Genomic DNA, 26,811 nt, shown 5'->3' with positions numbered 1-26,811 from the left:
TTTTTATCAGGAGAAAAATATGCAAAAGAATTTTACAAAAGGAAGTGTTTTGAAAGCACTTATGGCTTTTTCCATGCCGTATCTGCTCAGTTGTTTTTTGCAGACCTTTTACGGTATGGCAGATTTGTATGTGACAGGGCAGTATAACAAAGCGGCGGCTATTTCCGCTGTTTCCATAGGCAGCCAGGTGATGCATATGCTTGCCGTGGTGGTAGTGGGGCTGGCTATGGGAACCACAGTGCTTCTGGGACAGGCTGTGGGAGAGAAGAATCAGGAAAAGGCCGGGAAAATTGTGGGAAATACGGTGGTTTTGTTTCTGGCGGTATCTGTGGTGTTTACAGGGCTTTTACTGCTTGGCACAGATCAGATTATGGAGTGGGTGGCTGTGCCGAAAGAAGCGTTGGCACAGACGAAAAGCTATCTGACCATTTGCTTCTGCGGGATTCCCTTTATTACTGCCTACAATATTTTAAGCTGTATTTTCAGAGGCATGGGGGATTCCAAAAGTCCCATGTACTTTGTGGCAGCGGCCTGCGTGCTGAATATTCTGCTGGATTTCCTTTTTATCGGAGGATTTCAGATGGCGGCGACAGGGGCGGCTCTGGGGACAGTACTTTCCCAGACGGCCAGTGTGATAATGGCATTTGCGGTCATTCGGAAGAAAAAAGAATTTGCCTTGTATCTGACAGGAAGAGATTTGAGACCGGAAAGAGAAACCCTGAGGAAAATTCTGAAAATTGGTGTGCCTGTGGCCTGCCAGGACGGATTTATCCAGATTTCTTTTATCTTAATTACGGTCATAGCAAATCAGAGAGGCGTTGTGGCAGCGGCAGGCGTGGGGATTGTGGAAAAGGTTATCAGTTTTCTTTTTCTGGTTCCCTCTGCCATGCTGTCGTCCATTTCGGCTATTGCAGCACAGAATGTAGGTGCAGGAAAACATGAGAGGGCAGAGAAAACCCTGGGATATGGGCTTTTGATTTCCGTGTCCTTTGGGATTGTGGCAGCCTTGGCCTGCAATCTGGCGCCGGAGATGATATTAGGCTTGTTCTCTAAAGAAAAAGATATTATTTTTATGGGAAGCCAGTATTTGAAGGCTTATGCACTGGACTGTGCCATTGCGGGGGTGCATTTCTGCTTCAGCGGTTATTTCTGTGCTTACGGAAAATCTACGGTTTCTTTTCTGCACAATTTGATTTCCATGGCTGCTGTGCGGGTTCCGGGGGCTTATCTGGCGGCAGTATATTTTCCGGATACCCTGTACCCTATGGGATTGGCGGCGCCGGCGGGCTCGCTTTTGTCATCGGTTATCTGTATGGCTGTGTTCTTGTATTTCAGAAAGAGGAGAATCAGACAGTCCTTGTGAAAAAGGGCATGTTTTTGCTGGTTTTTGCATAGGCTTTAAAAACGGAACAAGGACAGTCTTTTGATATGCAGGAATTTGTTCACGGACTGCAGCGGTTTGTATGGGGACCTGGAATGCTGGTGTTTTTTCTGGCAGCAGGTATCCGTTTTACCCTGCAGTCCCGTTTTTTTCAGCTTCGGAAACTGCCTTTTTGGCTGAAAAGCACACTGGGTTCTCTGAAGAAACAGGAGGAATCAGAAAGAAGAGAGGAACACTCTATTTCGCAGTTTCAGTCTTTCTGTACGGCACTGGCGGCCACTTTGGGAACGGGAAACATTACGGGAGTGGCAACAGCGCTGATGTTTGGCGGGCCGGGAGCGATTTTCTGGCTTTGGGTTTCGGCTTTTTTTGGTATGATGACCAGTTATGCGGAAAATTTTCTTGGAATAAAATACCGCTACAGAGACGAAAAGGGACGCTGGAAGGGCGGCGCCATGGTTTATATGGAACGTGGATTACAGTGCCGGCCGCTGGCTGTGGTTTTTGCTGTCTGCTGTCTGGGGGCGTCTTTTGGCATGGGGAACATGGTACAGGGAAATTCTATGGCTCAGGGGCTTTGGGAGGCTTTTCACATTCCTCCCTTTGTATCCGGATGTATCTGTATGGTGTTGGTTGCCGTGGCCCTTACCGGCGGAGTGAAGAGAATTGCGGCTTTTACGGAAAAGCTGGTTCCGCTTATGGCAGCGGCCTATCTGGGCGGAGCGCTGGTGGTGCTTTTTGTTTACCGGGAGCGGATTCCAGAGGCGTTTCGGCTTATAGTTACAGAGGCGTTCCGGGTGCAGGCGGCGGCAGGCGGGATTGCCGGATATGGCATGGGGCAGGCTGTCCGCATGGGAATTGCCAGGGGAATTTTCTCCAATGAGGCGGGGCTTGGCTCTTCTGTTCTGGCCCATGCCAATACGCAGGTATCGTCGCCCCAGGTGCAGGGGATGTGGGGGATGGCAGAGATTTTTATTGACACCATGGTAGTTTGTACGGTGACAGCGTTGGTACTTTTGGTCAGCGGTGTGTATGAACCCCAGGGATTTCTGTCCCGGATACAGACCGGCGGGCCTATCACAGACGGAACTACGCTGACAGGAATGGCTTTTGCCACAGTACTTCCCTGGGGGCGGCAGTTTCTGGCAGCAGCTACGGCACTTTTTGCTCTTGCTACCATTCTGGGCTGGTCCTGCTTTGGGGAACAGACGGCAGAGTACCTGGGGAAGGAAAAAGGGGTGGCCCTGTACCGGCTGGTTTACATTCTGGTGACCCTGCCGGGGTGCATACTGGCGCCCCAGATGATATGGGAACTATCGGATGCCTTAAATGGTATGATGGCTGTTCCAAACCTGCTGGCTCTGTTTTTTCTGGGGCGGGAAGTGCGGTATGAAAATGCGAACAAAGAAACCGGATAGAAGGAAATACTATAAAGAAACGATAAAATAAAGTGTAAGGAAAGGTTTTTCTTCGTCGTTTTATACAATGAAAAAACAAAAAAATTCCTTTTTTTTCTAAAGAAGGGTTGTTTTTATGAATTAGTTGCGTTAAACTGAAAAAGGCAGACAAAGATAGTTATCCTGAGATACTTGGAGGAAAAAAGATTGAAATTGAAAGAACTAAAGAGAGTGCTTGCCCTATCCATGGCATTTACGCTGGCGGTTCCTGCCAATGTATATGCAGCAGAGGTGCAGGTACAGACAGAGGGCAACAGCCATTTAGAAGCAGAGACCCCGGAACAACCGGAAGCTCCACAAGAGAATCAGACGGAACAGACGCCGGAAACACCGGAAGGTGAGAATAGCGGTACAGATACAGAAACCCCGGAGCAGCCGGAAACCCCAGAGACACCAGAGACTCCGGAAACCCCGGAGGTTCCGCAGCAAGAGACCCCGGAAGCATATGAGCAGAGAACGGGCTACCAGCTGCCGGGAGGTCATCATTATGTATTGGACGCAAATGGCTTTGTGATATTACTGGAAGACGGTTCTCCTAAGGTGGAGGCAGACCAGCCGGAAGTTCCGCAGCAAGAGACCCCGGAAGCATATGAGCAGAGAACAGGCTATCAGCTGCCGGAAGGTCATCACTATGTGTTGGATGCAAACGGCTTTGTGATATTATTGGAAGACGGTTCTCCTAAGGTGGAAGCAGACCAGCCGGAAGTTCCGCAGCAAGAGACCCCGGAAACATATGAGCAGAGAACGGGCTATCAGCTGCCGGAAGGTTATCATTATGTGTTGGATGCAAACGGTTATGTGATTTTGTTGGAAAACGGTTCTCCGCAGATTGCAGCAGATGACACTTCTGCACCGTCTACCAATGAGGAACTGGTGGCGGATCAGCAGATATATGAAGTTCCCCAGCTGGTAGAGGACTTCCGCTTCTGGACCGTGGCCAGAAAATACGCTTTTGCAAAAGATAGTCTGGAAATCAAAGAGGAAATGAATCAGGAATCCCGCAGTGTGGGAACTTTGGACAAGGAAGGCGTGTGCTATATTCTCAAAGAGGAAGAAGACGGCTGGTTATATGTGGAATCCGGCAAAGTCAGAGGATTTGTAAAGGCAGACACCGTGACGACAGGCGAGGACGCGCAGAAGATTCTGGAAAAATACCAGAAGAAAGCCAAAGAAAAAGCAGAGAAAGAAAAGAAAACTTATACGGGAATTGAGGGAACAGCTCCGGTCGCAAAGGAACTGGTGCCTTATCTGGAAAACAAAGCTTTTCTGCATCTGAGAGCTACGGTAAATCAGACGGTTGTACAGAAAGATTATGCGCTGACCACAGCAAGTCTCCTTAATGTAAGAGAGGGAAAAGGCACAGACAGCCGTATTGTGGCAACGCTTACCAGAGGAAGTCTGGTGTATGTCATTGCGGACAAGGACCAGGATTGGATTTACATAGAGTCCGGAGATGTCCGGGGATTTGTAAGCTGTGAATACCTCAACATGGCAGATACGGTTAAGACAGAAGTAGAGCAGAAAGGTGAAGAGACTTACACGACAGCGGAGTCTCAGATTGAGCAGGATGAAAACCAGGCCCGCTATTATACACTGACATCCATTAAGTCCGGTATTCCGGGGGGAGAAGTGCGAAACTCCATCGTGGAATTTGCTTCTCAGTTTATCGGAAATCCTTATGTATGGGGCGGTACCAGTCTGACAGACGGTGCAGACTGCTCCGGTTTTGTACAGAGTATTTACAAGCAGTACGGCTATGACCTGCCCAGAGTGGCAGAAGACCAGGCTCAGTACGGTACCAAAATTGCCGTAGAAGATGCGCAGCCGGGAGATTTGATTTTCTATGCTAAGGACGGATATATTTTCCATGTGGTCATGTATGCAGGAAATGGCAAGACCATTGAAGCAAAGGGAACGAACTATGGTATTGTGTCCGATGATGTAAATTCCAACTGCGCAGTATGGGCCACCAGAATTCTGGACGATACCAGAACCGTATACGGCAGCAGTGATATTGCAGAAGTCAATGCTACAGAAGATATGTACGGCGAGTTGTTAGGAAACTTTAAACTGACTTACTACTGCTCCTGCGAGATTTGCTGTGACGTGGAAACCGGTATTACCGCAACAGGCACACCGGTTGTAGAGGGACAGACAATTGCTGTAGACCCAAGTGTGATTCCATACGGAACCAAAGTCATTATTAATGGCCATGTATTTACTGCAGAGGACTGCGGCGGTGCAATTAAGGGCAACCGCATTGACGTCTATGTCAGTGACCATGACAGAGCCAATGCCCTGGGCGTAAATTATGCAGATGTATATTTGATGAAATAAGCATACAGAAAAAGCAGAAGGAACTGTGTCAAAGCGGTTCCTTCTGTTTCGTTCATTGACATGACAGCAAGGCCGTTTTATAATTTAGTACAACGAATCAGAAAAAGAGAAAAGGGGGAATCTGTATGCAGATTTCAAGCCGTTTTACCATTGCCGTACACATATTGCTTTGTATAGATACGTTTCAGGGGAAATACAAACTCACCAGTGAATTTCTGGCGGCCAGTGTGCATGTGAATCCGGTGATTATCCGAAAAATTCTGTCCCAGCTGAAAGCCGCCGGAATTGTGGAGGTACAGAGGGGAAGCGGAGGCGCGTCGATTGTGGGAAAGCTGGAAGAAATCAGCTTTCTGGATATTTATCGTGCGGTAGAATGTGTGGAAAAAGAGGGTCTTTTTCATTTTCATGAAAGTCCCAATCCCCTGTGTCCGGTGGGAAGAAACATTCATCAGGTGCTGGATGGCAGACTTATCCAGGTACAGAATGCGTTAGAGAGAGAACTTGAAAAAATGACGCTGGCAGATGTGGTAAAAGATGCCAGAACCTGTATGGCAAAAGAAACAGAATAGAGAAAGACAGTGCCTGTCAGAGGACATGCTCCCTTTTAAGCAAATGTTGAAAAAGGAAAACGATTTGCTTGGAAGGGAATTTTTTATGGCAAAATGAAAAAAAATATGGTTGTAACTATTGACATTACAATTAAGAGGGGGTTATACTGTAGTTGTAAATAAGATTATTACAACAAACAAATGAAAAAGGAGCATAACATCATGAATGAAGTCGTAAAATTTTTACAGGAAAACCCGGTACAGTATCTTGCAACCATTGGACGTGACGGAAAGGCAAAATGCCGTCCTTTTATGTTCTGCTTTGAAAAAGAGGGGAAATTATGGTTTTGCACCAATCACACCAAGGATGTTTTTAAGGATATGAAAGAGAATCCCTATGTGGAAGTGACCGTATCCAGCCCGGATTATACCTGGATTCGATTGAACGGAAAAGCTGTTTTTGAGGATAATCGGGAGGTAAAAGAAGCCTGCATGGAGAATCCTATTGTAAAGGGACAGTACGAAACCGCAGACAATCCGATTTTTGAAGTGTTTTATTTGGCAGAAGCAAAAGCGGTTCTTGCAGATTTCTCCGGTAACCCGCCGAGAACCTATACATTTTAAGGATATTTTATAAGAGAAACGGGGGATTTTTATGACTGCACAGGAATATTTGAAGTATATTGTGAAGGAACTGCATACTGTGGTGTTTTCCACAGTGGATGAAAAAGGCTATCCCGTCACCTGCGCCATTGATATGATGGATGGAGATGAAAGCAGTCTGTATTTTCTGACGGCCAGAGGAAAGCAGTTCTACAGTCGCCTGAAAGCCAACAGACATATTGCGTTTACCGCCCTCCGGGGAAAAGATACCCTTTCCAGTATAGCGGTTTCCGTACAGGGAGAGGCAAAAGAATTGGGCAGCGGCAGAGTGGAAGACTTGTTTCAGAAAAATGCTTATATGTATGAAATTTATCCCACAAGACAGTCGAGAGAAGCTTTGATCGTTTTCCAGATTTACAAGGGCCGGGGGGAATGGTTTGATTTGTCAAAAAAGCCCATAGAGCGCTTTGACTTTTCTTTCGGAGAAGCCAGCCGGAAGCAGGAGGGGTATGTGATTACCCGGAAATGTATTCACTGCGGTGTGTGCAGTCAGACTTGTCCCCAGCAGTGTATTGACGTCGCTGCCGGGGTTATCAGGCAGCAAAATTGTCTGCACTGCGGAAACTGTTACCGCAGATGTCCGGTTAAAGCTGTAGAAAGGAGAGGACGAGATGACACAGAGTGAAAGAAGACTTAAAAAGTGTATCCATAACAAATTGTGATACATAAAGTGTTGAATTTTCAAAATCTTCCAGTATAATTAGGGGCAGAAATCATAACAGGATATAAGTTGCGTAAGCATTCATAGAGAAACCGGTGTAAGTCCGGTACGGTCCCGCCACTGTAACAAGGAGTTTTTGCAGCGTATGCCACTGAAGGAAAGCTTTGGGAAGGTGCTGTAGAAGCGGTGAGTTGAAGTCAGGAGAACTGCTTATATCTTTGGGAAGTTTCTCACGGCTGATGAGAACTCTTAAAATACGGTTAGGTATAAATAACAATATCGAATTTTATGAGTAGAGACAGTCTGTATATGCATATATCAGATTGTCTTTTTGCCGTTATAAAAACAGGAGGTGGAAGATTTTGAAGAAAGAAAACCTGGGCAGGCGGCTTTTGCAAATCGTAATTGTGCTTTTTGGAATCAGCTTTTTTACCTTTGGCCTGACCTATTTGTCCCCTGGTGACCCGGCGGAAATTATGCTTACCGAATGTGGAAATATTCCCACACCGGAGCTTTTGGAGCAGACCAGGGCAGAACTGGGGCTGGACAAGCCTTTTCTGGTGCAGTACGGAAACTGGTTAAAAGGGGTGCTGACCGGTGATATGGGAAAATCCTATTCCATGAAGGTTCCGGTGGTGGAAAAACTGGTATCCTGCTTTTTTCCTACCCTCAAGCTGGCACTGGCATCTCTGCTTATTATGATATTGTTTTCCATACCACTGGGAATATTGTCAGCAGTTTATCACAACCGCTGGCCGGACTATCTGGTGCGGGGCCTGACTTTTTTCGGCGTTTCGGTTCCCAATTTCTGGATTGGTCTGATTCTGCTCAGTATTTTCGGGGTGCAGCTTCGGTGGGTGACCGTGTCCGGGGGAAGTACCGATTTTAAATCCCTGGTGTTGCCGGCTGTTACCCTGGCTATTGCCATGTCTGCCAAATACACCAGACAGGTGCGGATTGCCGTGCTGGAAGAGCTGCAGCAGGATTACGTTACAGGGGCCCATATGAGGGGACTTTCAGAGAAAAAGATTTTGTGGAAACATGTGCTTCCCAATGCTACGCTTCCTCTGGTAACGCTTTTGGGGCTTTCCCTGGGCAGTCTGCTGGGCGGAACGGCAGTGGTGGAAATTATTTATAACTGGCCGGGGCTTGGAAGCATGGCGGTAAAAGCCATTTCCTGCAGGGATTATCCTTTGGTGCAGGGCTATGTTTTGTGGATTGCCCTGCTCTACATGGGCATTAATCTTTTGGTAGACCTTTCCTATGAACGGCTGGACCCAAGACTGAAGGAGGAGCGGTAAGTGAAAATTTGGAAATTTTTGAAGACAAACAGGCAGTTTACACTTTTTCTCACACTGGCTCTGGGGATTGCCGCCATTGCCGTATTTGCACCGTGGATTGCTCCCAAAGATCCCTACGAGGCGGTGATGAGCCATTCTTTGCAGGCGCCGGGAGGAGAATATCTCTGCGGTACGGATAAGCTGGGAAGAGATGTGCTTTCCAGAGTTATCTACGGCACCCGTTCTTCTCTGGTCATGACCCTTTGTCTGGTTGTCGTGATTTTTGTGGTGGGAACTGCGCTGGGAATTCTGGCCGGATATTTCGGCGGGTTTGTGGATGCCGTGATTATGAGGATTGCAGATATGATGATTTCCTTTCCCGGACTGGTGCTGGCTATTGCCATTGCAGGTCTTTTAGGACCCAGTATGGTCAATGCCGTCCTTGCCATTTCGGCAGTGAGCTGGACAAAGTATGCCAGACTGGCTCGAAGTATGGTGCTGAAAATAAAGAAAAATCTTTACATTGAGGCAGCCGTAGTAACAGGAACCCGAAATCATAAAATCATTCTGAACTACATTTTGCCCAATATGATTACCACCATGGTGGTGACTGCGGCAACAGATATCGGAACCATGATGTTGGAACTGGCGTCCCTGTCCTTTCTGGGATTCGGCGCCCAGGCTCCGGTTCCCGAGTGGGGGCTTATGCTCAACGAGGGCAGAACTTATCTGACCAAGGCTCCCTGGCTGATGTTGTATCCGGGAATTGCCATCGTCATTGTGGTTGTTGTGTTTAATATGCTGGGAGACAGTATCCGTGATATTTTAGACCCCAGACAGGAAAAGAAAAGGAGAGCGTAATGAAAAAGAAATGGGTAAGAAGAATATGCAGCACTCTGTTGGCAGGAAGTATGGCGGCGTCTCTGCTGACCGGATGCGGGAGTGGAAACGGAGAAAAATCAGAAGGCAGTGCCTCCTCCTCTTCTGCACAGGAAAAGCAGGAACTGACCATTGGTGTAACCAGCTTTGCAGATACACTGGAACCGACAGAGCAGTATTTCAGCTGGGTGGTATCCCGGTATGGAATCGGTGAAACACTGGTAAAATTTGATGAAAAGGGAGAGATTGTACCCTGTCTGGCAGAAAGCTGGGAAAATAGCCAGGACAAGCTGACCTGGACTTTTAAAATCCGTGAGGGCGTGAAGTTTTCAAATGGAGAAGAAATGACACCGGAGCTGGTAAAAGCCTCTCTGGAGAGAACCTTTTCTCTAAGCGACCGTGCGGAAACCTTTTTCGCGCCTGCCTCCATAGAAACAGAGGGACAGAATCTGAAAATCACCACCAAAGAACCGGTGGCAGTCCTTCCGGGCAGCCTTGCGGATCCGCTGTTTCTCATTGTGGATGCCAATGCGGATACGGAGTCCTTTGCCATGTCCGGTCCTATCTGCACAGGACCTTATGCGGTGGAATCCTTTAGCCCCACGGATTCCTGCGTGGTAGTGAAAAATGAATATTACTGGGGTGGGGAGGTACCCCTTGAAAAGGTGGTATTAAAATGTATCGACGACCAGACCACCCGTTCCATGGCTTTGCAGACAGGGGAAATCCAGATTGCCTACAATTTGAAAACGGAAAACCTGGCAGATTTTGAAAACGATGACAGTATTCAGGTGCAGGAGCTGGAATCCCTGCGCTCCACCTACGCCTTTATGAATCAGAACGGCGTTTTAAAGGACAAAGCGTTAAGACAGGCTATCATTCGGGGATTGGACCGGGAAACCTACTGCAGCACACTGCTGGAAGGGGGCGCAACACCGGGAAAAGCGCCGGTTCCTCCAACGTTGGACTTTGGCTTTGACCAGCTTCAGGACGAAAATGCCTATGACCCGGAAGGCGCAAAGGCTCTGCTAAAAGAGGCAGGATATATAGACAAGGATGGGGACGGCTTTGTAGAGCAGCCATCCGGAGAAAAACTGGAATTGAATTTCGTTATTTATACCAGCCGGGAAGAGTTGAATGTGTATGCACAGGCAGCCCAGTCCAGCTTAAAGGACATTGGCATCAACGTAAAACTCAATACCGTAAGCTATGAAACCCTGCTGGATATGCGGGATGCAGGGGAGTTTGATTTGCTTATCTGGAATGTTCTGGTGGCAAATACAGGAGACCCGGAAAAGTATCTCCGAGAAAACTGGTACAGCACTTCCGCGTCGAACCAGACGGGCTATAAGAACGAAGAGGCAGATAAGCTTTTAGACCAGCTGGCGCAGGAATTTGACCCAGAGAAACGAAAAGCTTTGATTATTCAGATACAGCAGCTGATTATGGATGATGCGGCAACCGTCTTTTTTGGCTATGAAACTACATACCTGTTTTCCTCCAAAGAGGTGCAGGGAGCCACCCTGTATCCCATGGACTATTACTGGCTGACAAAGGACATTGCATTTGCAGAATAGAGAGGCAGATTATGCTGGAAATAAGAGATTTGACGATTCAATACGAAGGACAGCCGCCTGTGCTGGAGCATTTTAACCTTTCTATGAAAAAAGGGGAAATCATCAGTATTGCAGGAGAAAGCGGCAGTGGAAAGACCACGGTTATCCGGGCTATTTTGGGCGCTTTGGCAGGCGGCGGGAAAATTACAGAGGGTGAAATCCTGTTCCTTGGCGAATCCCTGACGGAAAAATCCCCAAAAGAATGGAGAACCTTAAGAGGCACGAAGATTTCCATGATTTTTCAGGACTGCGGGGGAACCTTAAATCCCATCCGGAAAATCGGCAGTCAGTATGTGGAATATATCTGTACCCACAGTAGGGCTTCCAAACAGGAAGCATGGAACCGGGCTGTTCAGATGCTGAAAAAAATGCATCTGCCTGACGGAGAAGCTGTGATGAAAAGCTATCCTCATCAGCTAAGCGGCGGTATGCGGCAGAGGGTGGGAATTGCCATGGCTATGACCTTTCAGCCCCGGCTTTTGCTGGCAGACGAGCCCACCAGCGCGCTGGATGTGACGACTCAGGCGCAGATTGTCCGCCAGATGATGGAACTTCGAAGGGATTATCAGACAGGAATTATCATGGTGACGCATAATCTGGGTGTAGCGGCCTATATGGCAGATAAACTGCTGATTATGCAGAACGGAAAGGTGCTAGACCAGGGAAGTACAGAAGAAGTGCTGCACAATCCAAAAAGCGATTATACCAGAAAGCTTTTGGCAGCAGTACCGGAAATGGAGGGAGCGCGTTTTGTTTGAGAAAAGAGAATGTATTTTGCAGGCAAATCATCTGGTGCGGCAGTTTCCGGCGCCAAAGAAAAAAGTGCTGACAGCCTGTAATGACATCAGTCTGGAAGTTTACAGAGGAAAGACCCTGGGAATCGTAGGGGAAAGCGGCTGCGGAAAATCGACTCTGGTGCGGATGCTGATGCAGCTGGAGCAGCCGGATAGAGGAGAAATCCTTTTTCACGGAAAGAATCTGGCTGAAATGACTGCAAAAGAGAAATGGCTGAACCGGCAGAAGATGCAGATGGTATTTCAGGACCCGCTGGCGTCCTTTCATCCCAAACGAAAAGTCATTGACATTCTCACCGAGCCGTTGGAAAATTATAAGAGACTGAAAAAAGGGGAAAAAGAGGCGAAGGCAAAAGAACTTCTGCGTATGGTGGAACTGCCGGAAGACCTTCTCTGGCGGTATCCCCATAGTATGAGCGGCGGACAGCGGCAGAGAATCGGCATTGCCAGAGCCCTTTCCCTGGAACCGGAAATTCTCATTTGTGATGAAGCCACGTCAGCGCTGGACGTTTCGGTACAGAAGACAGTGATTGAATTGCTGGTAAGACTTCAGAAGGAAAAGCATATCAGTATGGTCTTTATCTGCCATGACATTGCTCTGATTCAGTCCTTTGCCCATCAGATTGCGGTGATGTATCTGGGCCATGTGGTAGAGTTGCTTCCGGGGGAGCAGGTTGGAAGTCATGGAGCACATCCCTACACACAGGCTTTGCTGCAGGCTCTTTTCTCCGTCCGGGATGACAGACGAAAAGAGATAGAAGGTCTGAAGGGAGAAGTGCCCAGTCCCTGTGATTTGCCAAAGGGCTGTCCTTTTTGGAGCCGCTGCAGATACGGGACGGAAACGTGCAGGGAAGAAAAACCTAAATTGAAAGAAATTGCCCCGGGGCATCTGGCTGCATGCCACCGGTTGTAAGAGAGGAAGAAAAAGATATGGAGATGAAACAACTGCAGTATTTTGTGGTAAGCGCAGAGGCAGGGTCTTTGAGCAAAGCCGCAGAACTTTTGTACACGACCCAGCCCCATGTAAGCATGACCATTCAGAAACTGGAGTCCAGTCTGGGGGTTCCTCTGCTGAAACGGAGCAAAAAAGGCGTGGTGATGACAAAAGAAGGGGAACTGGTTTACGAACAGGTAAGAGAGATTCTCAAAAGCCTGCAGACGATTCAGGATGTGAAAAACCTGGAAAAGAAGGAGCCTCTTTTAGTAGCTGCCATGCCAAGCAGTTGTTTCGCCGGAATCTTTGCTTCCTTTTATGCAAAAGCGGAAGGAATGCAGGCAGGGTACTGGGAAGGAGCTTTGGATAAGGTCATTCACCGCACGGCCCACCGCCAGGCACAGGTAGGTCTTGTATTCATTTCCTCGCATCAGAAAAAGGCCTCAGAGCGACTTTTGAAAAAGATGAGGCTGGAATTTCACCTGCTGAGGGAAACAAAGCTGGCTCTTTATGTGGGGCCGAAAAGTCCGTATTATGAACAGAAAACCATAAAAAAAGCAGACCTGCAGAAGATTTCCCTGGTGCAGAATATGGCAGAGGAAATCCCTTCTTTTTACAATCTCAATTCCCGTCATTTAAAAGGCGAGATACCGGATGGGGCAAAAGCGGTAAACGGTGTTCTGGTGAACAGCGCCCATGCTATGAAGCAGCTGCTTTTAAAAACAGAGCTGGGAAATATCAGCACCGGATTTGATTTGTGCTGTGACAAGAAAAGCAGGCTCCATAAGCTGGAACTGGAGGACTGTGGGGCAGATATTTCCTGCGGCTACGTCAGACGGGCGGATACAGAGCCTGGAATCTGCACAAAACAGTTTTTGGAATTTCTGGAAGACAAATTCGCAGAAATGCATTGACACTTTGACTAACATTGTGTAGTATAGAGTAGAAAGAAAGGTATAACTGCATAATAATAACGGTCACCGGATGTGTTATATGTCCGGAGTTAAAAAGGAAATCCGTGTAAATCGGATACAGTCACCTCTACTGTGAAATGGACAAGGAAATAGTACCATTGGGGAAAACCCGAGAAGGTATTTCTGCGGAAGAAGTTGAGTCAGAAGACTTGCCGTTATAAACGTTTCGTGTTTCCGGGCTGAGGATGTTTTGCGGTTTTACAATATGAAAATTTAATATGGTAAAGTGATAATAGAGGCTCTTTTGTCTGGTAAAGATGAGAGAGCCTTTTTTGCATGTAAAATTTCCTCAAAACAAACATAGGACAATTATGCAGAATAAAAAGAAAAGGAGAAAACATATGAAACACAAGAAACGACGTGCGGGCAGCCGAATGCTCAGTATTGTTCTGGCCATGGTTCTCATGGTATCGGGTATTACTGTGCCGGTGCAGGCAGACACATTGCCCGCAGCAGAAGAAAGCACTGCTTATGAGCAGCAGGCAGAAAACGTGGAAAGTACGGAACATTACCAGGAGTCGGAAAATCAAGAGTCAGAAATTCAGGAGCCGGAAGAAGCGGTGCAGCCGGAAGCGGGTGAAACAGAGCAGATTTCGGTTCCTGAAATGGTGCCGGGAGAGGCAGAAACCACGGAAGACCAGGCCGCAGAAGAAAAGCCCTATGTATACTTCCAATATGATGACGGAAGAATACAGGAAATGGATGAAAACAACACCTTTACTTTAAATGCCATGGACGAAGGTACTTTTGTTCTGGCAGGCACAGACAAACGGCCAGACTGGAATGTATCCGCAAAAGTGTATACATCGGATATAGAATATACCGAACACTATTGGGTAAATGCCAGCGGACGGTATCAGCCGGCAGACCTCCGGGTTGTGGAAGGTTATGTCTGCAACGCAGACAACATGGGAGAAGTCTTCCAGAGATTTAAAATCAACAATGTTTCCAGTAATGTGGAAGAGCTGAAGGTTTTCGTAGGAGACCAGGAAGTATCTTTGGACAAACCTTACGAAATGCACGGAACAGACAGCGGAGTTGCCTATTTAAAGGCCAGAGTCAAAGGCTCAGACGAATTTAAGAAGGTTCCCGTCGCCGCTATGTATCATGAGAATATCAGCGGCCCCGGCATTATCCAGAATCATGCTGAGGGCAGCAAATTCACCATGGAAAGCGAAGGAGAGGCTGTTTTCAAGCTTGGCATGGGGGAAGATAAACAACGCCTTTCCAAAGAGTTTAAGGTCATCTCCAAAAACGTAGCGTTGGAAGACTTTCAGGTTACTGTTCCAAGTGTCTGGTATATAGATTCCTGGAATCCTCTGGGCGGTTACTATGTAGGTATCACCAAAGGAAATGACCCGGATGATTATAACTGCAGCTTTACGCCGTATAATGCCACAAATCAGAAGCTTGTCTGGGAGGCAAAGACACCGGAAATTGCAGAGTTTATGGAATATTTCGGAAACGGCATTGTGCCAAAGAAGGCAGGCGTGGCAAAATTCCATATTTACAGCCAGGAAGATAAGGATATTTCTCAGGACATTAGTGTGGAATTCAAATATAAATACCCCCTGCAAAAGGCAGAATCAGAAAAGGATACCTATGAACTGGAAGAAGGCAGTTCCAAAAGCGTTCAAATTACACCAACACCTTCCAATGCTACGGAGCAGAGATTTAACTGGTCTTACAGCAAGGAAGGAATTGTAGAAGTTACAGATGAAGTGCAGACAGTCGTTGGAAATGTAAATGCACCCAGAAAAACCGTACACACCATTAAGGCAAAAAAAGCCGGAGAAGTACAGGTAATAGGAACACCCTGGGACGCTACGGCAGACTGCAAGCCTGTACAGTTTACTGTGTTGGTCAGCAAGGGCGGTATAGTTCCCGACGATACAGACTATACGGCTTTGGTGAAAGAGGATATACAGCATGGCATGGATTATCTGCAGAAAGAGCCTGTAAATGCATATGGAGACGAATGGAATATTTTCACAACCCTTCGTGCAGGCGGAACCATCAGCCAGGAAAATCTGGACGCTTATTATGCCAGTGTGTCGGAAAAATTAAAAACAGGGCTGACAAAGCTTCGGGCCACAGATGTGGCAAGAGTCAGCATTACCTTGGCAGCTATGGGAAAAGATTTGACAGATATTGACGGTGTCAATCTGATGAAGGCGCTCTATAATGATGAACTGAAGATGAAAATCGGCAAAGATACCTCCAATGCCCCTATATGGGCTTTGATTGCACTGGATTGTCAGAATGCAGATATTCCAAAGGATGCAGTATGGACAAGAGAGAAGCTGATTCAGCACATTCTTACTTTCCAGACCCAAGAAGGCGGTTTCGGACTGACAAATAACAAATTCAGCAGTATTGATATGACAGGTATGGCGCTGCAGGCGCTGGCTCCTTACAGGAACAATGATTCTTATCCGGAAGTGAAAACAGCGTTTGACAAAGCTCTGGAACACATGAAAGAAAATATGACAGAGAATGCAGGATTTCTGGATAGCGGAAAAGAAAACAGTTGTACAACCGCACAGGTTCTTACGGCCCTTACCGCAGCAGGCATTGATCCTCTGGACAAAAGCAACGGATTCACAAAAACGGGAAATAAGAATATCGTAAAAAATCTGGACAGCTACAAGGCAGAGAGCGGCTTTATGTGGCAGCAGGGACAGAAAGGCAATGGCATGGCTACCCAGCAGGTGACTTACGCAATGGAAGCGTACAGGCGCTTTGCAGAAAATGAAAACCGTTTGTATGACCTTACAGATGTGATGGATAAGGATACCGCAGCAGTAAAATCCGTTATCAAACAAATTGATGCCATCGGAGAAGTAACGCTGGAAAGCGAAGCGGCAATCAAAGCAGCCAGAACTGCCTATGACAAACTGACAGAAGCGCAGAAGAAGTTAGTAACCAACTATGGGAAACTGACAGAGGCAGAGAAGAAACTGGCAGAGTTGAAAGAGCAGGCGGCAGACCAGAAAGCAGCTGATGCAGTAATCGAAAAGATTAAGGCCATTGGAGAAGTGACACTGGAAAGTAAGAACGACATTGAAGAAGCCAGAGCTGCTTATGACAAGCTGACAGATTCCCAGAAGAAATTAATAAGTGAAGACGTTCTTAAACTTTTGGAAAAGGCCGAGGAAGACCTGAAAAAACTGGAGGAAGAAGCCGGAAACGGTCATGTAGTGGTATCCGTAGAGAGATTTACTATCGGACAGGGCTACATCCACGAGCCGGTAATCGTGCCGTTTGAAAAAGGTGATAATGCGGTTGATATTCTGAAAAAAGTCATTGGAGCAGAAAACTGGGTGGGAGAAGACGGTTCGGCAGCATATCTGGAAGCCATTAAGGGAGCAGATCTTGGTTCAGACCATGTAAAAGTACCGGATTATATTTCCGAAAAACTTGGAGGCCCGACAACCGAAGAAGCATTGGAAAACGGAAAATCCCAGGAGGGAGATGCCCTTGGTGAATTTGACTACAGCTTTATGTCCGGCTGGATGTACCATGTAAATGGCGTGGAAGTGGGTTATGGAATGGCAAGCTATGTACCAAAAGACGGAGATGTACTCAGATATCAGTTCACATTGTGGGGATACGGCACAGACCTGACCGGATATGAGTATGGAAACACGGATCCGGTATTGGATATCTGCAATAAAGATGAAATCACAAGAGTTATGGCAGAAGTCAATGAAGACAGAGACATGCTTATGGCTGTACCGGCAGTGAAAGCGGCCTATGATAAAGCAGTGGAACTGGTTTCCGCAGTGATTACTCCAAAAGCTGAAATTGAAACAGCAACGGAAAATCTGAAAAAGGCTATGGAAGAGGCAAAAGAGCAGATGAGTCAGGATAAACTGGCAGCCGAAAGTGTAATTGCAAAGATTAACGCCATCGGAGAGGTCACTCTGGAAAGCGAAGCAGTTATTACAGAGGCAAGAACTGCTTATGATAAGCTGACGGATGCACAGAAAGAATTGGTAGGAACAGAAAATCTTGCAAAATTGACAGATGCGGAGAAGAAACTGGCAGAATTGAAACAGCAGGCCGAGGAAGACCAGAAGGTAGCCAATGCAGTAATCGAAAAGATTAACGCCATCGGGGAGGTCACTCTGGAAAGCGAAGCGGCTATTACAGAAGCCAGAGCTGCATATGACAAGCTGACAGAAGCGCAGAAAAAGTTTATAAGCGAAACGGAACTTAAAACACTGAAAGCTGCAGAAGCAAAACTGAAAGTGTTGAAACAGCAGGCAGCTGCAGACCAGGAAAAAGCCAATGCAGTAATCGAAAAGATTAACGCCATCGGAGAAGTAACCCTGGAAAGCGAAAAAGCTATTACAGAAACAAGAACAGCTTATAATGCTTTGACAGATGCTCAGAAGAATTTGGTAGGAGAAGACAATCTTGCAAAGCTCACCACTGCAGAGCAGAAACTGGCAGAACTGAAAGAGCAGGCAGAAAATCAGAAGAAAGACCAGGCGGCAGCAGATGCAGCTGCAGGTAAGATTGATGCTATCGGGGATAAGATTACTCTGGAAAGCAAAGCAGCCATTGAAGCAGCCAGAAAAGCCTATGACGCTTTGACAGATGCTCAGAAGAAGCTGGTAAGCAAAGAAACTCTTGCCAAGTTGGAAAAAGCAGAGGAAGAGTTGAAGAAACTGGAAGATAACAACCAGAATCCAAACCCAAACCCAGGCAAACCGGAAAGTGTAAAAATGCTGGTAAATGAAAAATACGGCGTGAAACTGGAAGGAGAGGGTCTGACCTCTGATATGGAACTGGCAGTTACTCCAATCGGAAAAGACAATGCAGACGTAGAAAAGATGAGAAAAGAAATTGCTTCTGACAAATCCGTATTCCGTCTGTACAACATCAAACTCACAAAGAATGGAAAAGAAATCGAACTTCCGTCTGCGTGTGTATTATCCATTCCGGTAGGAAAGGATTATAATGGCAAAGAATTGACTGTACTTCACTGCAGCGATTCCAAAGTGGAAAAACTGACCGGAAAGGTAACCGATGAAGCTGTTTCGGTAGAGGTAAAGAGCTTAGACAGCTTTGGCGTAGTCATTGACACACCGGCCTCCAACGGAAACAATGGTTCCGGAAACCATGGAAATAACGGCAGCAATGGAAGTGGAAACAATGGAAGCGGAAACAGTGGAAGCGGTACATTAAAAGGCACAGGTGCCAAGACAGGTGATGAAGCACCAATCAGCGTTCTGCTGCTCATGCTGGCAGTATCCGCGGCAGCTTTTGGAACAGCTGTTTATAAGAAAAATAGACAGCAGATGAAATAAGGACAGCAAAAACGGCAAAGTTCTTCGGGACTTTGCTGTTTTTTACAAATTCCTTGACATTTTCTGCCTGTTTGTGTAGTATGGTAATAGATTCATAACTGCATACACATGATGGTCTCTGCACGCAGAAAATGCAGAGTTAAAAGGGAAATCGGTGGAAGTCCGATACAGTTGCCTCTGCTGTGATGTTGACGAAGAAACAGTTGCCATTGAACTTACAAGAAGTTTGAGAAGGCGTTTCCGAGGGTGAGACTAAGTCAGAATATCTGCCATTATTTTAAAAATATTTCCGGGCGGAGGAGATTTTGTTGTTGTATGCATTTTAAAATTTCATAATTCAAAAGAACAGAGTTCCTTTACCGGAAAATGGTGAGGGGGCTCTTTTTTATGTGTATCAGGAAAGATAGAGGAAGGATGAGAGCATGAACAGAAAAAAATTAAAGCTTGTAGTGTCAGCCATGTCCATTCTGCTGGCAGTGCAGTCTCCGGGGGCAGTTCTGGCAGATACAGTACAGGGAACAGGACAGGAGACAGCTGTGGAGGCACAGGAGTCTGAAGGTTATCAGGAGGAAATCCTTCCGGGAACTGCGGATGAGGTGCTGCCGGGAACCGGAGAAGAGGAAAGTCAGATTTTGCGGGGGACTGCAGACATTGCCGAGACCCAAAATCCTACCGTCCAGGAAGCTCTTGATAAGGCGGAAAAGTATCTGCAGTCTGCGGTGACTTCTCCGGTGGTGGATACTATTGGAGGCGAATGGTCTGTGATGGCCATGGCCAGAGCCGGATACTTGAGCGACACGGCAAAAGCAAATTATCTGGCAAATTTATATATGAAACTAGATGACACAAACGGAGTGCTTCACAACGCAAAATATACGGAATATTCCAGAGTCATCATGGCGCTGTCCTCTATTGGAACAGACCCTTCCCGGATAAATGGCTATAATCTGCTGAAGCCATTAGCAAAATTTGAGAAGGTGAATCAACAGGGCATTAACGGAACTATTTTTGCCCTGATTGCGCTGGATACGAAAGATTACGAAATTCCTGAGCGAGAAGGAGAAGGAACCCAGACTACCCGGGAAAATCTGATTCAGAAAATCCTTTCACAGGAACTTTCCGGCGGCGGCTGGGCTTTGCAGGGGAAAGTGGCAGACCCGGATATTACTGCTATGGCTATGCAGGCGCTGGCGCCGTATAAAGAACGGGCAGACGTTGGTGCGGCTTTAAACCGGGGATTGGATAAGCTGGCTTCCATGCAGGACGCAGACGGCGGATACGGCAGTTCTTACATTTCTGAAGGGGAAGAACCGGTAAAAAATCTGGAGAGTACGGCACAGGTCGTGATTGCTCTGTCAGCCATTGATGTATCTCTTTTGGAACAGGATAAATTTATGAAAAACGGAAAAACCCTGCTGGATGAAATCCTGAGATTCCAAAAAGAAGACGGTTCTTTTGAGCATATAAAAGGCGGCGGCAGTGATGCCATGGCAACCGACCAGGGAACTTTAGCCCTTCTGGCCTGGTCCAGGGCGGTAAACGGGCAGACCAGTCTGTACGACATGACAGATACAGAGACCCCCGATGAGGGAACGGAATCGGAAGAAAATATAGAGGCCTTCCGCAGTAAACTGAATGCGCTGCCGGAACAGATTACACTTGCAGAAAAACAAAGGGTTTATAATCTCAAAGTTGAACTGGAACTTTTGAAAGACTTTGAAGAAAAAGAAAGTTTCCGCAACATTTTGCAGGCAAAGGGAGAAGAAATAGACAGACAGGAAGCAGAAGTAGAAGCGTTGGATCATCGCATCTGGAATGAGTTAAATCCTTTGAAGATTACTTTAAAAGAAAAAGATACCGTGGAAGAACTGCTTTCTATTTATCATACGCTTCCCGAAAATAATAAGTCTTTTGTCACAAGAATCGATGACTTGAGAATTGCAGAAAGCATTGTGGACAAGCTGGAGAGAGGCATTATTGGAAAGGAAATTTTTGAGAAAGCCCAGGCTTCCAGAATGGATTATATTTATGAAGGAGAAGGCTACACCATTCGCGTAAAAGGAAAGAAGATAGCAGAACCGGCGGATATGAATGCAGAGGTGGAAATTCAGCAGAAAGAAGACGCCCTGCAGTTTGCGCTGAAACACGAAGGCGAGCTTCCCGGTGAAGTGGAAATTTCCATGCCCTGTACGTTTAAAGACGGTGTGTTTATGCTGTATAACATCAACGGGAATGAGATGCAGTGGACCGGCGCTGTGGACGGTGTGCTGACCTGTGATGTATCCGCAGGCGGAATTTACACCCTGAAAAAGGGGAATATGGGATTTGAAGATGAGACAGAAGCCCTTTCCGGCACCAGTGACGTTACGACAGATGAAAGCGTTCTGAAAGGTACGAAGAAATCTGCAAATACCGCGAAAAAGAGTACGTCTGCAGGCAGTGCGAAGAAATCTGCAGCGAAAAAGAAAACCGAATCCAACACCACAGAAGCTGAGGTGAAGAACGGTGTAGTGGAAAAGGCGGCTTTTGAAGCCGTGAAGGGAAAGGATAAAAACCTGAAAATCAAGGGAGAAACGGGCAAGGATAAACCGTATACCCTGACGGTCAACGGCAAGGATATCAAGACAGTGAAAGATATGAAAGTCGGTATCCGGGAAGGCAGTGATTATGCAGAAGATATTCAGAAATTGTCTGAAAACCCCTATATTTTCTCCTTTGATGAGAAGGGCGAACTTCCGGGAGAAATGCAGGTGGAGCTTACCACCGGTCAGGAGGACGGCAAATACCTTTTGATGAAATACAAGGAAAAAGAGCGAAAAGCAGAGTACATCCAGAAGGTTACGGTAAAAGATAAACAGACGAAATTTCTTGTGAAGACAGGCGGCGAGTATTTCATTGCAAAGAAAGCAAAGACAAAATCTTTAAACGAACTGGAGGAAAAGGAGGCTGCTTCTGCGGCAGCCAATACAGAGAAAACGGTTACAGCAAAAAAAAGTACAGGAGCAGACGCTGAAAACAGTAAAAAAACCAGCGCAGAAGCGGCAGAGGAAAAAAGTGCATTACCGGCAGTTTTAACAGGTACTGTGGTGGCGCTGGCCGGAATTGCAGGCGGCATTATCTGGTATATCAAAAGGAAAAGACAGTAGGTGGAATACATGAGAAAAACAATCAGAAAAACAATGGGAATTCTGGCGCTGGCTGCAGCACTTGCTTTTACAACAGTTGGCTGCGGTACGGAGAAACTGGCTGTGCCGGGGCAGGAGAAAACCGCGGACAGCGATGCCTGGACGGAGACAGAAGGAATCAAGAAAAAAGATACCGGGAAAAAAGCAGAAGAGAAAAAGACGGACAGCGCAGAAAAAGAGGAAGCGTTGGAAGCTGGGGAAGACGAGTACCTGGATGTCGAGTCTGCGGAAGACAGAGAGGCAGATTATACGAAATACCAGGAGAAAAAATCCTCGGAACAAAGTGCAGCAGGAAATGCAGACAGCCATACAGAGAAGGGGGAGGACAGTTCTGACGAAGGGAGTACGGGGAGCAATGGAACGGTAACCTACAGTGACGGTACGTCTACAGAGCAAGACCAGTATCTGACAGACCCCATTCCGGAAGGAAAGCCGAACCCCGTAGAACCGGGGAGCGTGGAAATCGACAAGAGTAAGCCGGGAACCTGTTATCTGAGCATTTCCTGTGACACCATACTGGACAATATGTCAGATTTGACAGAGGGAAAGGATGTACTGGTGCCGGAGGATGGTGTTATTTTCAGTGAGCGGGAAGTGACTTTCTATCAGGGAGAATCTGTGTATGATGTATTGCTGAGAGAAACCCAGAACAACCGTATTCACATGGAAGCCAGTTTCACCCCAAAGTACAACAGCGCTTATGTGGAAGGTATCAACAACCTGTATGAATTTGACTGCGGAAGATATTCCGGCTGGATGTATGAGGTCAATGGCTGGTATCCCAACTATGGCTGCAGCCGTTATCAGGTAAAAGAAGGGGATGTGATTCACTGGAATTATACCTGTGATCTGGGACGCGATTTAGGACAGTATTGGGAAGAGTGATATGAGACAGGATACTTTTTCTACCTTCCATCCGGTCAATAACTTTCTTTATTTTGTACTGGTTATCGGGTGCTCTATGTTTCTGATGCACCCGGTCTTTCTGGGACTTTCCTGCCTGGGTGGAATGGCGTACTACATCTATTTAAAACACTGGAAAGCATTAAAAACAGCATTATGGCTGATGCTGCCGGTCTTTCTGATTTCGGCAGCTGTAAATCCCCTGTTTAACCACCAGGGGATTACTCTGATTTTATACCTGAAAAACGGAAATCCTCTGACACTGGAGTCGATTCTCTACGGTCTGGCGGCTGGTGTTATGCTGGTCAGTGTGCTGAACTGGTTTTCCTGCTATCAGGTGGTTATGACTTCCGACAAATTCATTTATCTGTTTGGGAAGGCCATTCCTGCTGTGTCCCTGATTTTATCCATGGTGCTTCGTTTTGTGCCAAGGTTTAAAAATCAGATTGAGAAAATTTCCGATTCCCAGAAATGCATTGGCCGTGATGTGACAAACGGCAATGTGCTTGCAAGGGCAAAGCACGGCATGAAAATCCTTTCTGTCATGACGACCTGGGCGCTGGAAAATTCGGTGGAAACTGCAGATTCCATGAAGTCCAGAGGATACGGGCTCAGAGGCCGGAATAATTTTTCTATTTACCGTTTTGATACCAGAGATAAGCTGTTTTTGGGGATTCTGCTTTTGCTGGGCGGAAATATTTTTGCAGGAATTTTGACAAAGAGGGTGCATTTTTTGTATTACCCCATGTTGCGGATGAATACAAATACCCTGTGGGCCATGCTGGTGTATGTGTGCTATGGGATTTTGTGTTTTCTCCCTATAATCATAGATGTGACAGAGGATATAAAATGGCATTATATGAAATCAAAAATTTGAATTTTACTTATCCGGACACAGAACGTCCGGCGATACAAAACTTGAATTTTTCCATTGAACCGGGAGAATTTGTGGTTATCTGCGGAAAATCCGGCTGTGGAAAAACCACCCTTCTGCGGCATTTTAAAACCGTTCTGAGTCCTTATGGAAAGCGGGAGGGCGAAATCCTTTTTGAGGGAGAAAAGCTGGAGGAGGTGTCTGTGCGCAGGCAGTCTGCACAGATTGGCTATGTACTTCAGAGTCCGGACAACCAGATTGTCACGGATAAGGTCTGGCATGAACTGGCCTTTGGTGTGGAAAACTTAGGATATGACCAGCAGACCATACGCCTTCGGGTGGCGGAAATGGCCAGCTTTTTTGGGATTCAGAACTGGTTCGACAAGAATGTGGAAGAACTGTCCGGCGGGCAGAAGCAGCTTTTGAATCTGGCTTCTGTTATGGCTATGCAGCCAAAGGTACTGGTGCTGGACGAACCCACTTCCCAGCTTGACCCCATTGCCGCAGGAGAATTTCTTTCTACGATACGGAAGATTAATCTGGATTTGGGCGTTACCGTGATTCTCATTGAGCACAGACTGGAAGAGGTCTTTCCCATGGCAGATCAGGTGCTGGTACTGGAAGAGGGAAAGCAGATTTATTTTGATACGCCCCGGATGGTGGGAAAGGATTTGGCAGACAATGATTTGTTTCTGGCCATGCCAAGTCCGGTGCAGATTTACAATGGAACCGGTCAGGAAGGCGTCTGTCCCCTGACGGTATGCGAGGGCAGAAACTGGCTGGAGCAGCACTATGGAAGCTGCAAAAATATGCAGCACAGGGAATGTTTCCGGCACAGAAAACAGGAAAGGGACTATGTGGTTGAGGCAAAAGAAGTCTGGTTTCGCTATGAAAAGGATGGGCGGGACATTGTAAAGGATTTATCTCTGCAGGTTCCCAAAGGCGAACTTTTCTGTATTCTGGGCGGAAACGGTACGGGAAAGAGCACCACGCTGTCTCTTCTTAGCGGAATTCACCGGCCCTACCGTGGGAAAATCCTTTTAAAAGGAAAAGAAATCCGCAAAATCCGGGATAAAGAATTGTTTCATCGTTTTCTGGGAGTTCTGCCCCAGAATCCCCAGACGCTGTTTGTGGGAAACACAGTGGAAGAGGATTTGTGGGAAATGTTTTCGGAACGTTCCCCCATCAGGCGAAAGGAAGACAGGGAAAAGATAGAAAAAGTCGTTGGGGGTACGCAAATTGGGCATTTACTGCACATGCACCCCTATGATTTAAGCGGCGGGGAGCAGCAGAGGGCGGCGCTTGCCAAGGTACTGCTTCTGGAGCCGGAAATTCTGCTTTTGGACGAGCCTACAAAGGGGCTGGATGGATTTTATAAAAGCAGACTGGCGGAGATTTTCCAGAAACTGAAAGAACAGGGGATTACCATAGTCATGGTTTCCCATGACATTGAATTTTGTGCTGCCTATGGGGATACCTGCGCCATGTTTTTTGACGGAGGGATTGTGACGGCCTGCACCGCTAAGGAATTTTTTACGGGAAACAGCTTTTATACCACAGCGGCAAACCGCATGGCCAGGCAGATTTTCCCGGATGCAGTAACAGTAAAGGATGTGATAGAAGCATGTCAAAGAAGCAGGCAACCGGAGTAGATACCAGGGCTATGCTGCCCTTATACGTCAGTCTTTTTGTAAGTCTGTGCGCCTCCTTTTTTCCGTGGATTTCCATACCTGTGCTGAAATATTCCCAGCTTCCGGTGACGTATACCTTCTGGGAGATGGAGCAGTGTGTAAAAAACATACAAACCAGTATTGAAATGGGCGGCAGGATGCGCATGGAATTGTTTGAGGCAGGAGAACTGGAAATGCTGCATAAAATCAGCATGGGACTGAAGGGCGCGGCAGGGCTTTTGATTCTTTTCATGGTTCTGTGCGGGGTTCTTTCTTATACAATGAAGAAAAAGAGCCTGGGGTATGTAAGATTTGCCTTTGTCTGGAGCAGTCTTATGGCCGTGGCGGCTTTTTGCTGCATAGGAGCGGCCAATCTTTTTATCAACGAAAGAATGGGAAGAGAGAGCAATTTCATCAATCTGACGATACACAGTTATATTCAACTGACGGCCTGGCAGTATGCGCAGCTGATTCTGTCTGTGCTTATGCTCATCTGGGCAGGAAAGCTTCTGGATACCCAGGCGGAATATGAAGTCCAGAAGTACATAGAGCGCAGTGTGAAGAAAGACCGGGGAATGGGGAAAAGAACGCTGACTGCCATGGTGCTGATTCTTGTAGCCATTCCTTTTGTCATCTTTTTCGGGATTTTTTTCCTCAATGACAGAAGTGAAATTTTTATTTCCCTGTGTATCATCGGACTGGCTATGATACCTTTTTTCATGGTATTTGAAGAGCGAAAGCCCCAGGCCAGGGAAATCCTGCTCATTGCGGTGATGGCAGCTATTGCCGTGGCAGGGCGCATGGCGTTTTTTATGCTGCCCCAATTTAAACCTGTGGCGGCCATTGTGATTCTGGCCGGTGTGGGACTTGGGGCAGAAGCCGGATTTCTCACAGGGGCTATGGCGGGGTTTGTGTCCAACTTCTTTTTCGGGCAGGGACCGTGGACGCCCTGGCAGATGTTTTCCTTTGGAATCATAGGGTTTCTGGCAGGTCTTTTGTTTCGCAGTCCCGGAAAAAGAAGCGGCAGCCGGAAAAAGGAGTGGAGACATAAAATTCTGCTCTGCATTTACGGCGGGCTGTCTACGCTGGTTATTTACGGATTTTTCATGGATACGGCATCTGTGACTATGGTGGGACAGGATTTGTCCTGGCAGGCTTTTGCAGCCTCTTATGCCACCGGATTTCCGTTTAATGTGATACATGGAACATCTACCGTGATTTTTCTGTTCTTTCTAACCATTCCCATGGAACGGAAATTGGACAGAATCCGAAAGAAGTATGGAATTTTAGAAGTGTAAAGGGGTGTGAAAGTCATTGAGTGCAGCATATTTTTGTGC

General features: G+C 46.8%; 18 protein-coding genes and 3 riboswitches. All 18 genes read left to right on the top strand.

Annotated elements, in window-relative coordinates; genetic code table 11:
- The first annotated feature begins 19 nt into the window (after nt 1-19).
- The 18 genes from WKT17_RS00615 (at nt 20) to WKT17_RS00530 (ending at nt 26,772) form a co-directional block, all read left to right on the top strand.
- The gene (locus WKT17_RS00615) at nt 20-1,363 is read left to right on the top strand and encodes an MATE family efflux transporter (RefSeq protein WP_291681265.1); all 1,344 of its coding nucleotides are present in this window, start codon (nt 20-22) and stop codon (nt 1,361-1,363) included.
- 65 nt (nt 1,364-1,428) lie between these two features.
- Nucleotides 1,429-2,799, top strand: a complete 1,371-nt coding sequence (locus WKT17_RS00610) for an alanine/glycine:cation symporter family protein (RefSeq protein ID WP_340271785.1) — start codon at nt 1,429-1,431, stop codon at nt 2,797-2,799.
- A 186-nt stretch (nt 2,800-2,985) separates the two neighbouring features.
- Entirely contained in the window at nt 2,986-5,175 is a 2,190-nt protein-coding gene (locus tag WKT17_RS00605) for an NlpC/P60 family protein (protein WP_291681263.1), read from the top strand.
- A 125-nt stretch (nt 5,176-5,300) separates the two neighbouring features.
- Entirely contained in the window at nt 5,301-5,744 is a 444-nt protein-coding gene (locus tag WKT17_RS00600; RefSeq protein WP_291681261.1) for an Rrf2 family transcriptional regulator, read from the top strand.
- Between the two features lie 201 nt (nt 5,745-5,945).
- Nucleotides 5,946-6,347, top strand: coding sequence for a pyridoxamine 5'-phosphate oxidase family protein (locus tag WKT17_RS00595; RefSeq protein ID WP_173748841.1), 402 nt, complete (start codon nt 5,946-5,948; stop codon nt 6,345-6,347).
- A gap of 31 nt (nt 6,348-6,378) precedes the next feature.
- Nucleotides 6,379-7,011: a pyridoxamine 5'-phosphate oxidase family protein gene (locus WKT17_RS00590; RefSeq protein WP_291681258.1), complete on the top strand. Its 633-nt coding sequence runs from the start codon at nt 6,379-6,381 to the stop codon at nt 7,009-7,011.
- A gap of 85 nt (nt 7,012-7,096) precedes the next feature.
- A riboswitch (cobalamin riboswitch) is annotated at nt 7,097-7,275 on the top strand.
- A gap of 134 nt (nt 7,276-7,409) precedes the next feature.
- Nucleotides 7,410-8,348, top strand: coding sequence for a nickel ABC transporter permease (gene nikB, locus WKT17_RS00585; protein WP_298059934.1), 939 nt, complete (start codon nt 7,410-7,412; stop codon nt 8,346-8,348).
- Nucleotides 8,349-9,188: a nickel transporter permease gene (nikC, locus tag WKT17_RS00580; RefSeq protein WP_340271784.1), complete on the top strand. Its 840-nt coding sequence runs from the start codon at nt 8,349-8,351 to the stop codon at nt 9,186-9,188.
- On the top strand, nt 9,188-10,783 hold the full coding sequence (locus WKT17_RS00575; RefSeq protein ID WP_291681254.1) for an ABC transporter substrate-binding protein: 1,596 nt from the start codon (nt 9,188-9,190) through the stop codon (nt 10,781-10,783). Before nikC ends, WKT17_RS00575 begins: the two co-directional genes overlap by 1 nt.
- Before the next feature lie 11 nt (nt 10,784-10,794).
- On the top strand, nt 10,795-11,580 hold the full coding sequence (locus WKT17_RS00570) for an ABC transporter ATP-binding protein (RefSeq protein WP_298059932.1): 786 nt from the start codon (nt 10,795-10,797) through the stop codon (nt 11,578-11,580).
- Complete coding sequence (locus WKT17_RS00565; RefSeq protein ID WP_298059930.1) at nt 11,573-12,529, top strand: oligopeptide/dipeptide ABC transporter ATP-binding protein; 957 nt, start codon at nt 11,573-11,575, stop codon at nt 12,527-12,529. Before WKT17_RS00570 ends, WKT17_RS00565 begins: the two co-directional genes overlap by 8 nt.
- 17 nt (nt 12,530-12,546) lie before the next feature.
- Complete coding sequence (locus WKT17_RS00560) at nt 12,547-13,464, top strand: LysR family transcriptional regulator (RefSeq protein ID WP_291681251.1); 918 nt, start codon at nt 12,547-12,549, stop codon at nt 13,462-13,464.
- 43 nt (nt 13,465-13,507) lie between these two features.
- Nucleotides 13,508-13,695, top strand: a riboswitch (cobalamin riboswitch).
- Between the two features lie 170 nt (nt 13,696-13,865).
- A complete protein-coding gene (locus tag WKT17_RS00555) occupies nt 13,866-18,842 on the top strand; it encodes a DUF4430 domain-containing protein (RefSeq protein ID WP_340271783.1) in 4,977 nt (1,658 codons plus the stop codon).
- A 95-nt stretch (nt 18,843-18,937) separates the two neighbouring features.
- A riboswitch (cobalamin riboswitch) is annotated at nt 18,938-19,130 on the top strand.
- Between the two features lie 134 nt (nt 19,131-19,264).
- Nucleotides 19,265-21,988 (top strand): prenyltransferase/squalene oxidase repeat-containing protein, encoded by a 2,724-nt coding sequence (locus tag WKT17_RS00550; protein ID WP_340271782.1) that lies wholly within the window; start codon nt 19,265-19,267, stop codon nt 21,986-21,988.
- 9 nt (nt 21,989-21,997) lie between these two features.
- A complete protein-coding gene (locus tag WKT17_RS00545) occupies nt 21,998-22,912 on the top strand; it encodes a DUF4430 domain-containing protein (protein WP_173748831.1) in 915 nt (304 codons plus the stop codon).
- Nucleotide 22,913: 1 nt separating this feature from the next.
- Nucleotides 22,914-23,807 (top strand): energy-coupling factor transporter transmembrane component T, encoded by an 894-nt coding sequence (locus WKT17_RS00540; RefSeq protein WP_173748830.1) that lies wholly within the window; start codon nt 22,914-22,916, stop codon nt 23,805-23,807.
- A complete protein-coding gene (locus WKT17_RS00535) occupies nt 23,780-25,456 on the top strand; it encodes an ABC transporter ATP-binding protein (protein ID WP_340271781.1) in 1,677 nt (558 codons plus the stop codon). The genes WKT17_RS00540 and WKT17_RS00535 overlap by 28 nt, the downstream gene beginning before the upstream one ends.
- Nucleotides 25,429-26,772, top strand: a complete 1,344-nt coding sequence (locus WKT17_RS00530; protein ID WP_340271780.1) for an ECF transporter S component — start codon at nt 25,429-25,431, stop codon at nt 26,770-26,772. Before WKT17_RS00535 ends, WKT17_RS00530 begins: the two co-directional genes overlap by 28 nt.
- Nucleotides 26,773-26,811 lie beyond the last annotated feature (39 nt).

Origin of the sequence: Blautia sp. HCN-20427 (assembly GCF_037890365.1) — a bacterium.
Lineage (GTDB): Bacteria > Bacillota > Clostridia > Lachnospirales > Lachnospiraceae > Blautia.
This window is presented reverse-complemented; position numbering and strand designations above follow the sequence as displayed.

Bases quoted from the DNA above. Each gene is read 5' to 3' on its own strand.
- WKT17_RS00615 (WP_291681265.1), top strand. From the start codon at position 20: ATGCAAAAGAATTTTACAAAAGGAAGTGTTTTGAAAGCACTTATGGCT.
- WKT17_RS00610 (WP_340271785.1), top strand. From the start codon at position 1,429: ATGCAGGAATTTGTTCACGGACTGCAGCGGTTTGTATGGGGACCTGGA.
- WKT17_RS00600 (WP_291681261.1), top strand. From the start codon at position 5,301: ATGCAGATTTCAAGCCGTTTTACCATTGCCGTACACATATTGCTTTGT.
- WKT17_RS00595 (WP_173748841.1), top strand. From the start codon at position 5,946: ATGAATGAAGTCGTAAAATTTTTACAGGAAAACCCGGTACAGTATCTT.
- WKT17_RS00590 (WP_291681258.1), top strand. From the start codon at position 6,379: ATGACTGCACAGGAATATTTGAAGTATATTGTGAAGGAACTGCATACT.
- WKT17_RS00575 (WP_291681254.1), top strand. From the start codon at position 9,188: ATGAAAAAGAAATGGGTAAGAAGAATATGCAGCACTCTGTTGGCAGGA.
- WKT17_RS00570 (WP_298059932.1), top strand. From the start codon at position 10,795: ATGCTGGAAATAAGAGATTTGACGATTCAATACGAAGGACAGCCGCCT.
- WKT17_RS00560 (WP_291681251.1), top strand. From the start codon at position 12,547: ATGGAGATGAAACAACTGCAGTATTTTGTGGTAAGCGCAGAGGCAGGG.
- WKT17_RS00555 (WP_340271783.1), top strand. From the start codon at position 13,866: ATGAAACACAAGAAACGACGTGCGGGCAGCCGAATGCTCAGTATTGTT.
- WKT17_RS00550 (WP_340271782.1), top strand. From the start codon at position 19,265: ATGAACAGAAAAAAATTAAAGCTTGTAGTGTCAGCCATGTCCATTCTG.
- WKT17_RS00545 (WP_173748831.1), top strand. From the start codon at position 21,998: ATGAGAAAAACAATCAGAAAAACAATGGGAATTCTGGCGCTGGCTGCA.
- WKT17_RS00540 (WP_173748830.1), top strand. From the start codon at position 22,914: ATGAGACAGGATACTTTTTCTACCTTCCATCCGGTCAATAACTTTCTT.
- WKT17_RS00535 (WP_340271781.1), top strand. From the start codon at position 23,780: ATGGCATTATATGAAATCAAAAATTTGAATTTTACTTATCCGGACACA.
- WKT17_RS00530 (WP_340271780.1), top strand. From the start codon at position 25,429: ATGTCAAAGAAGCAGGCAACCGGAGTAGATACCAGGGCTATGCTGCCC.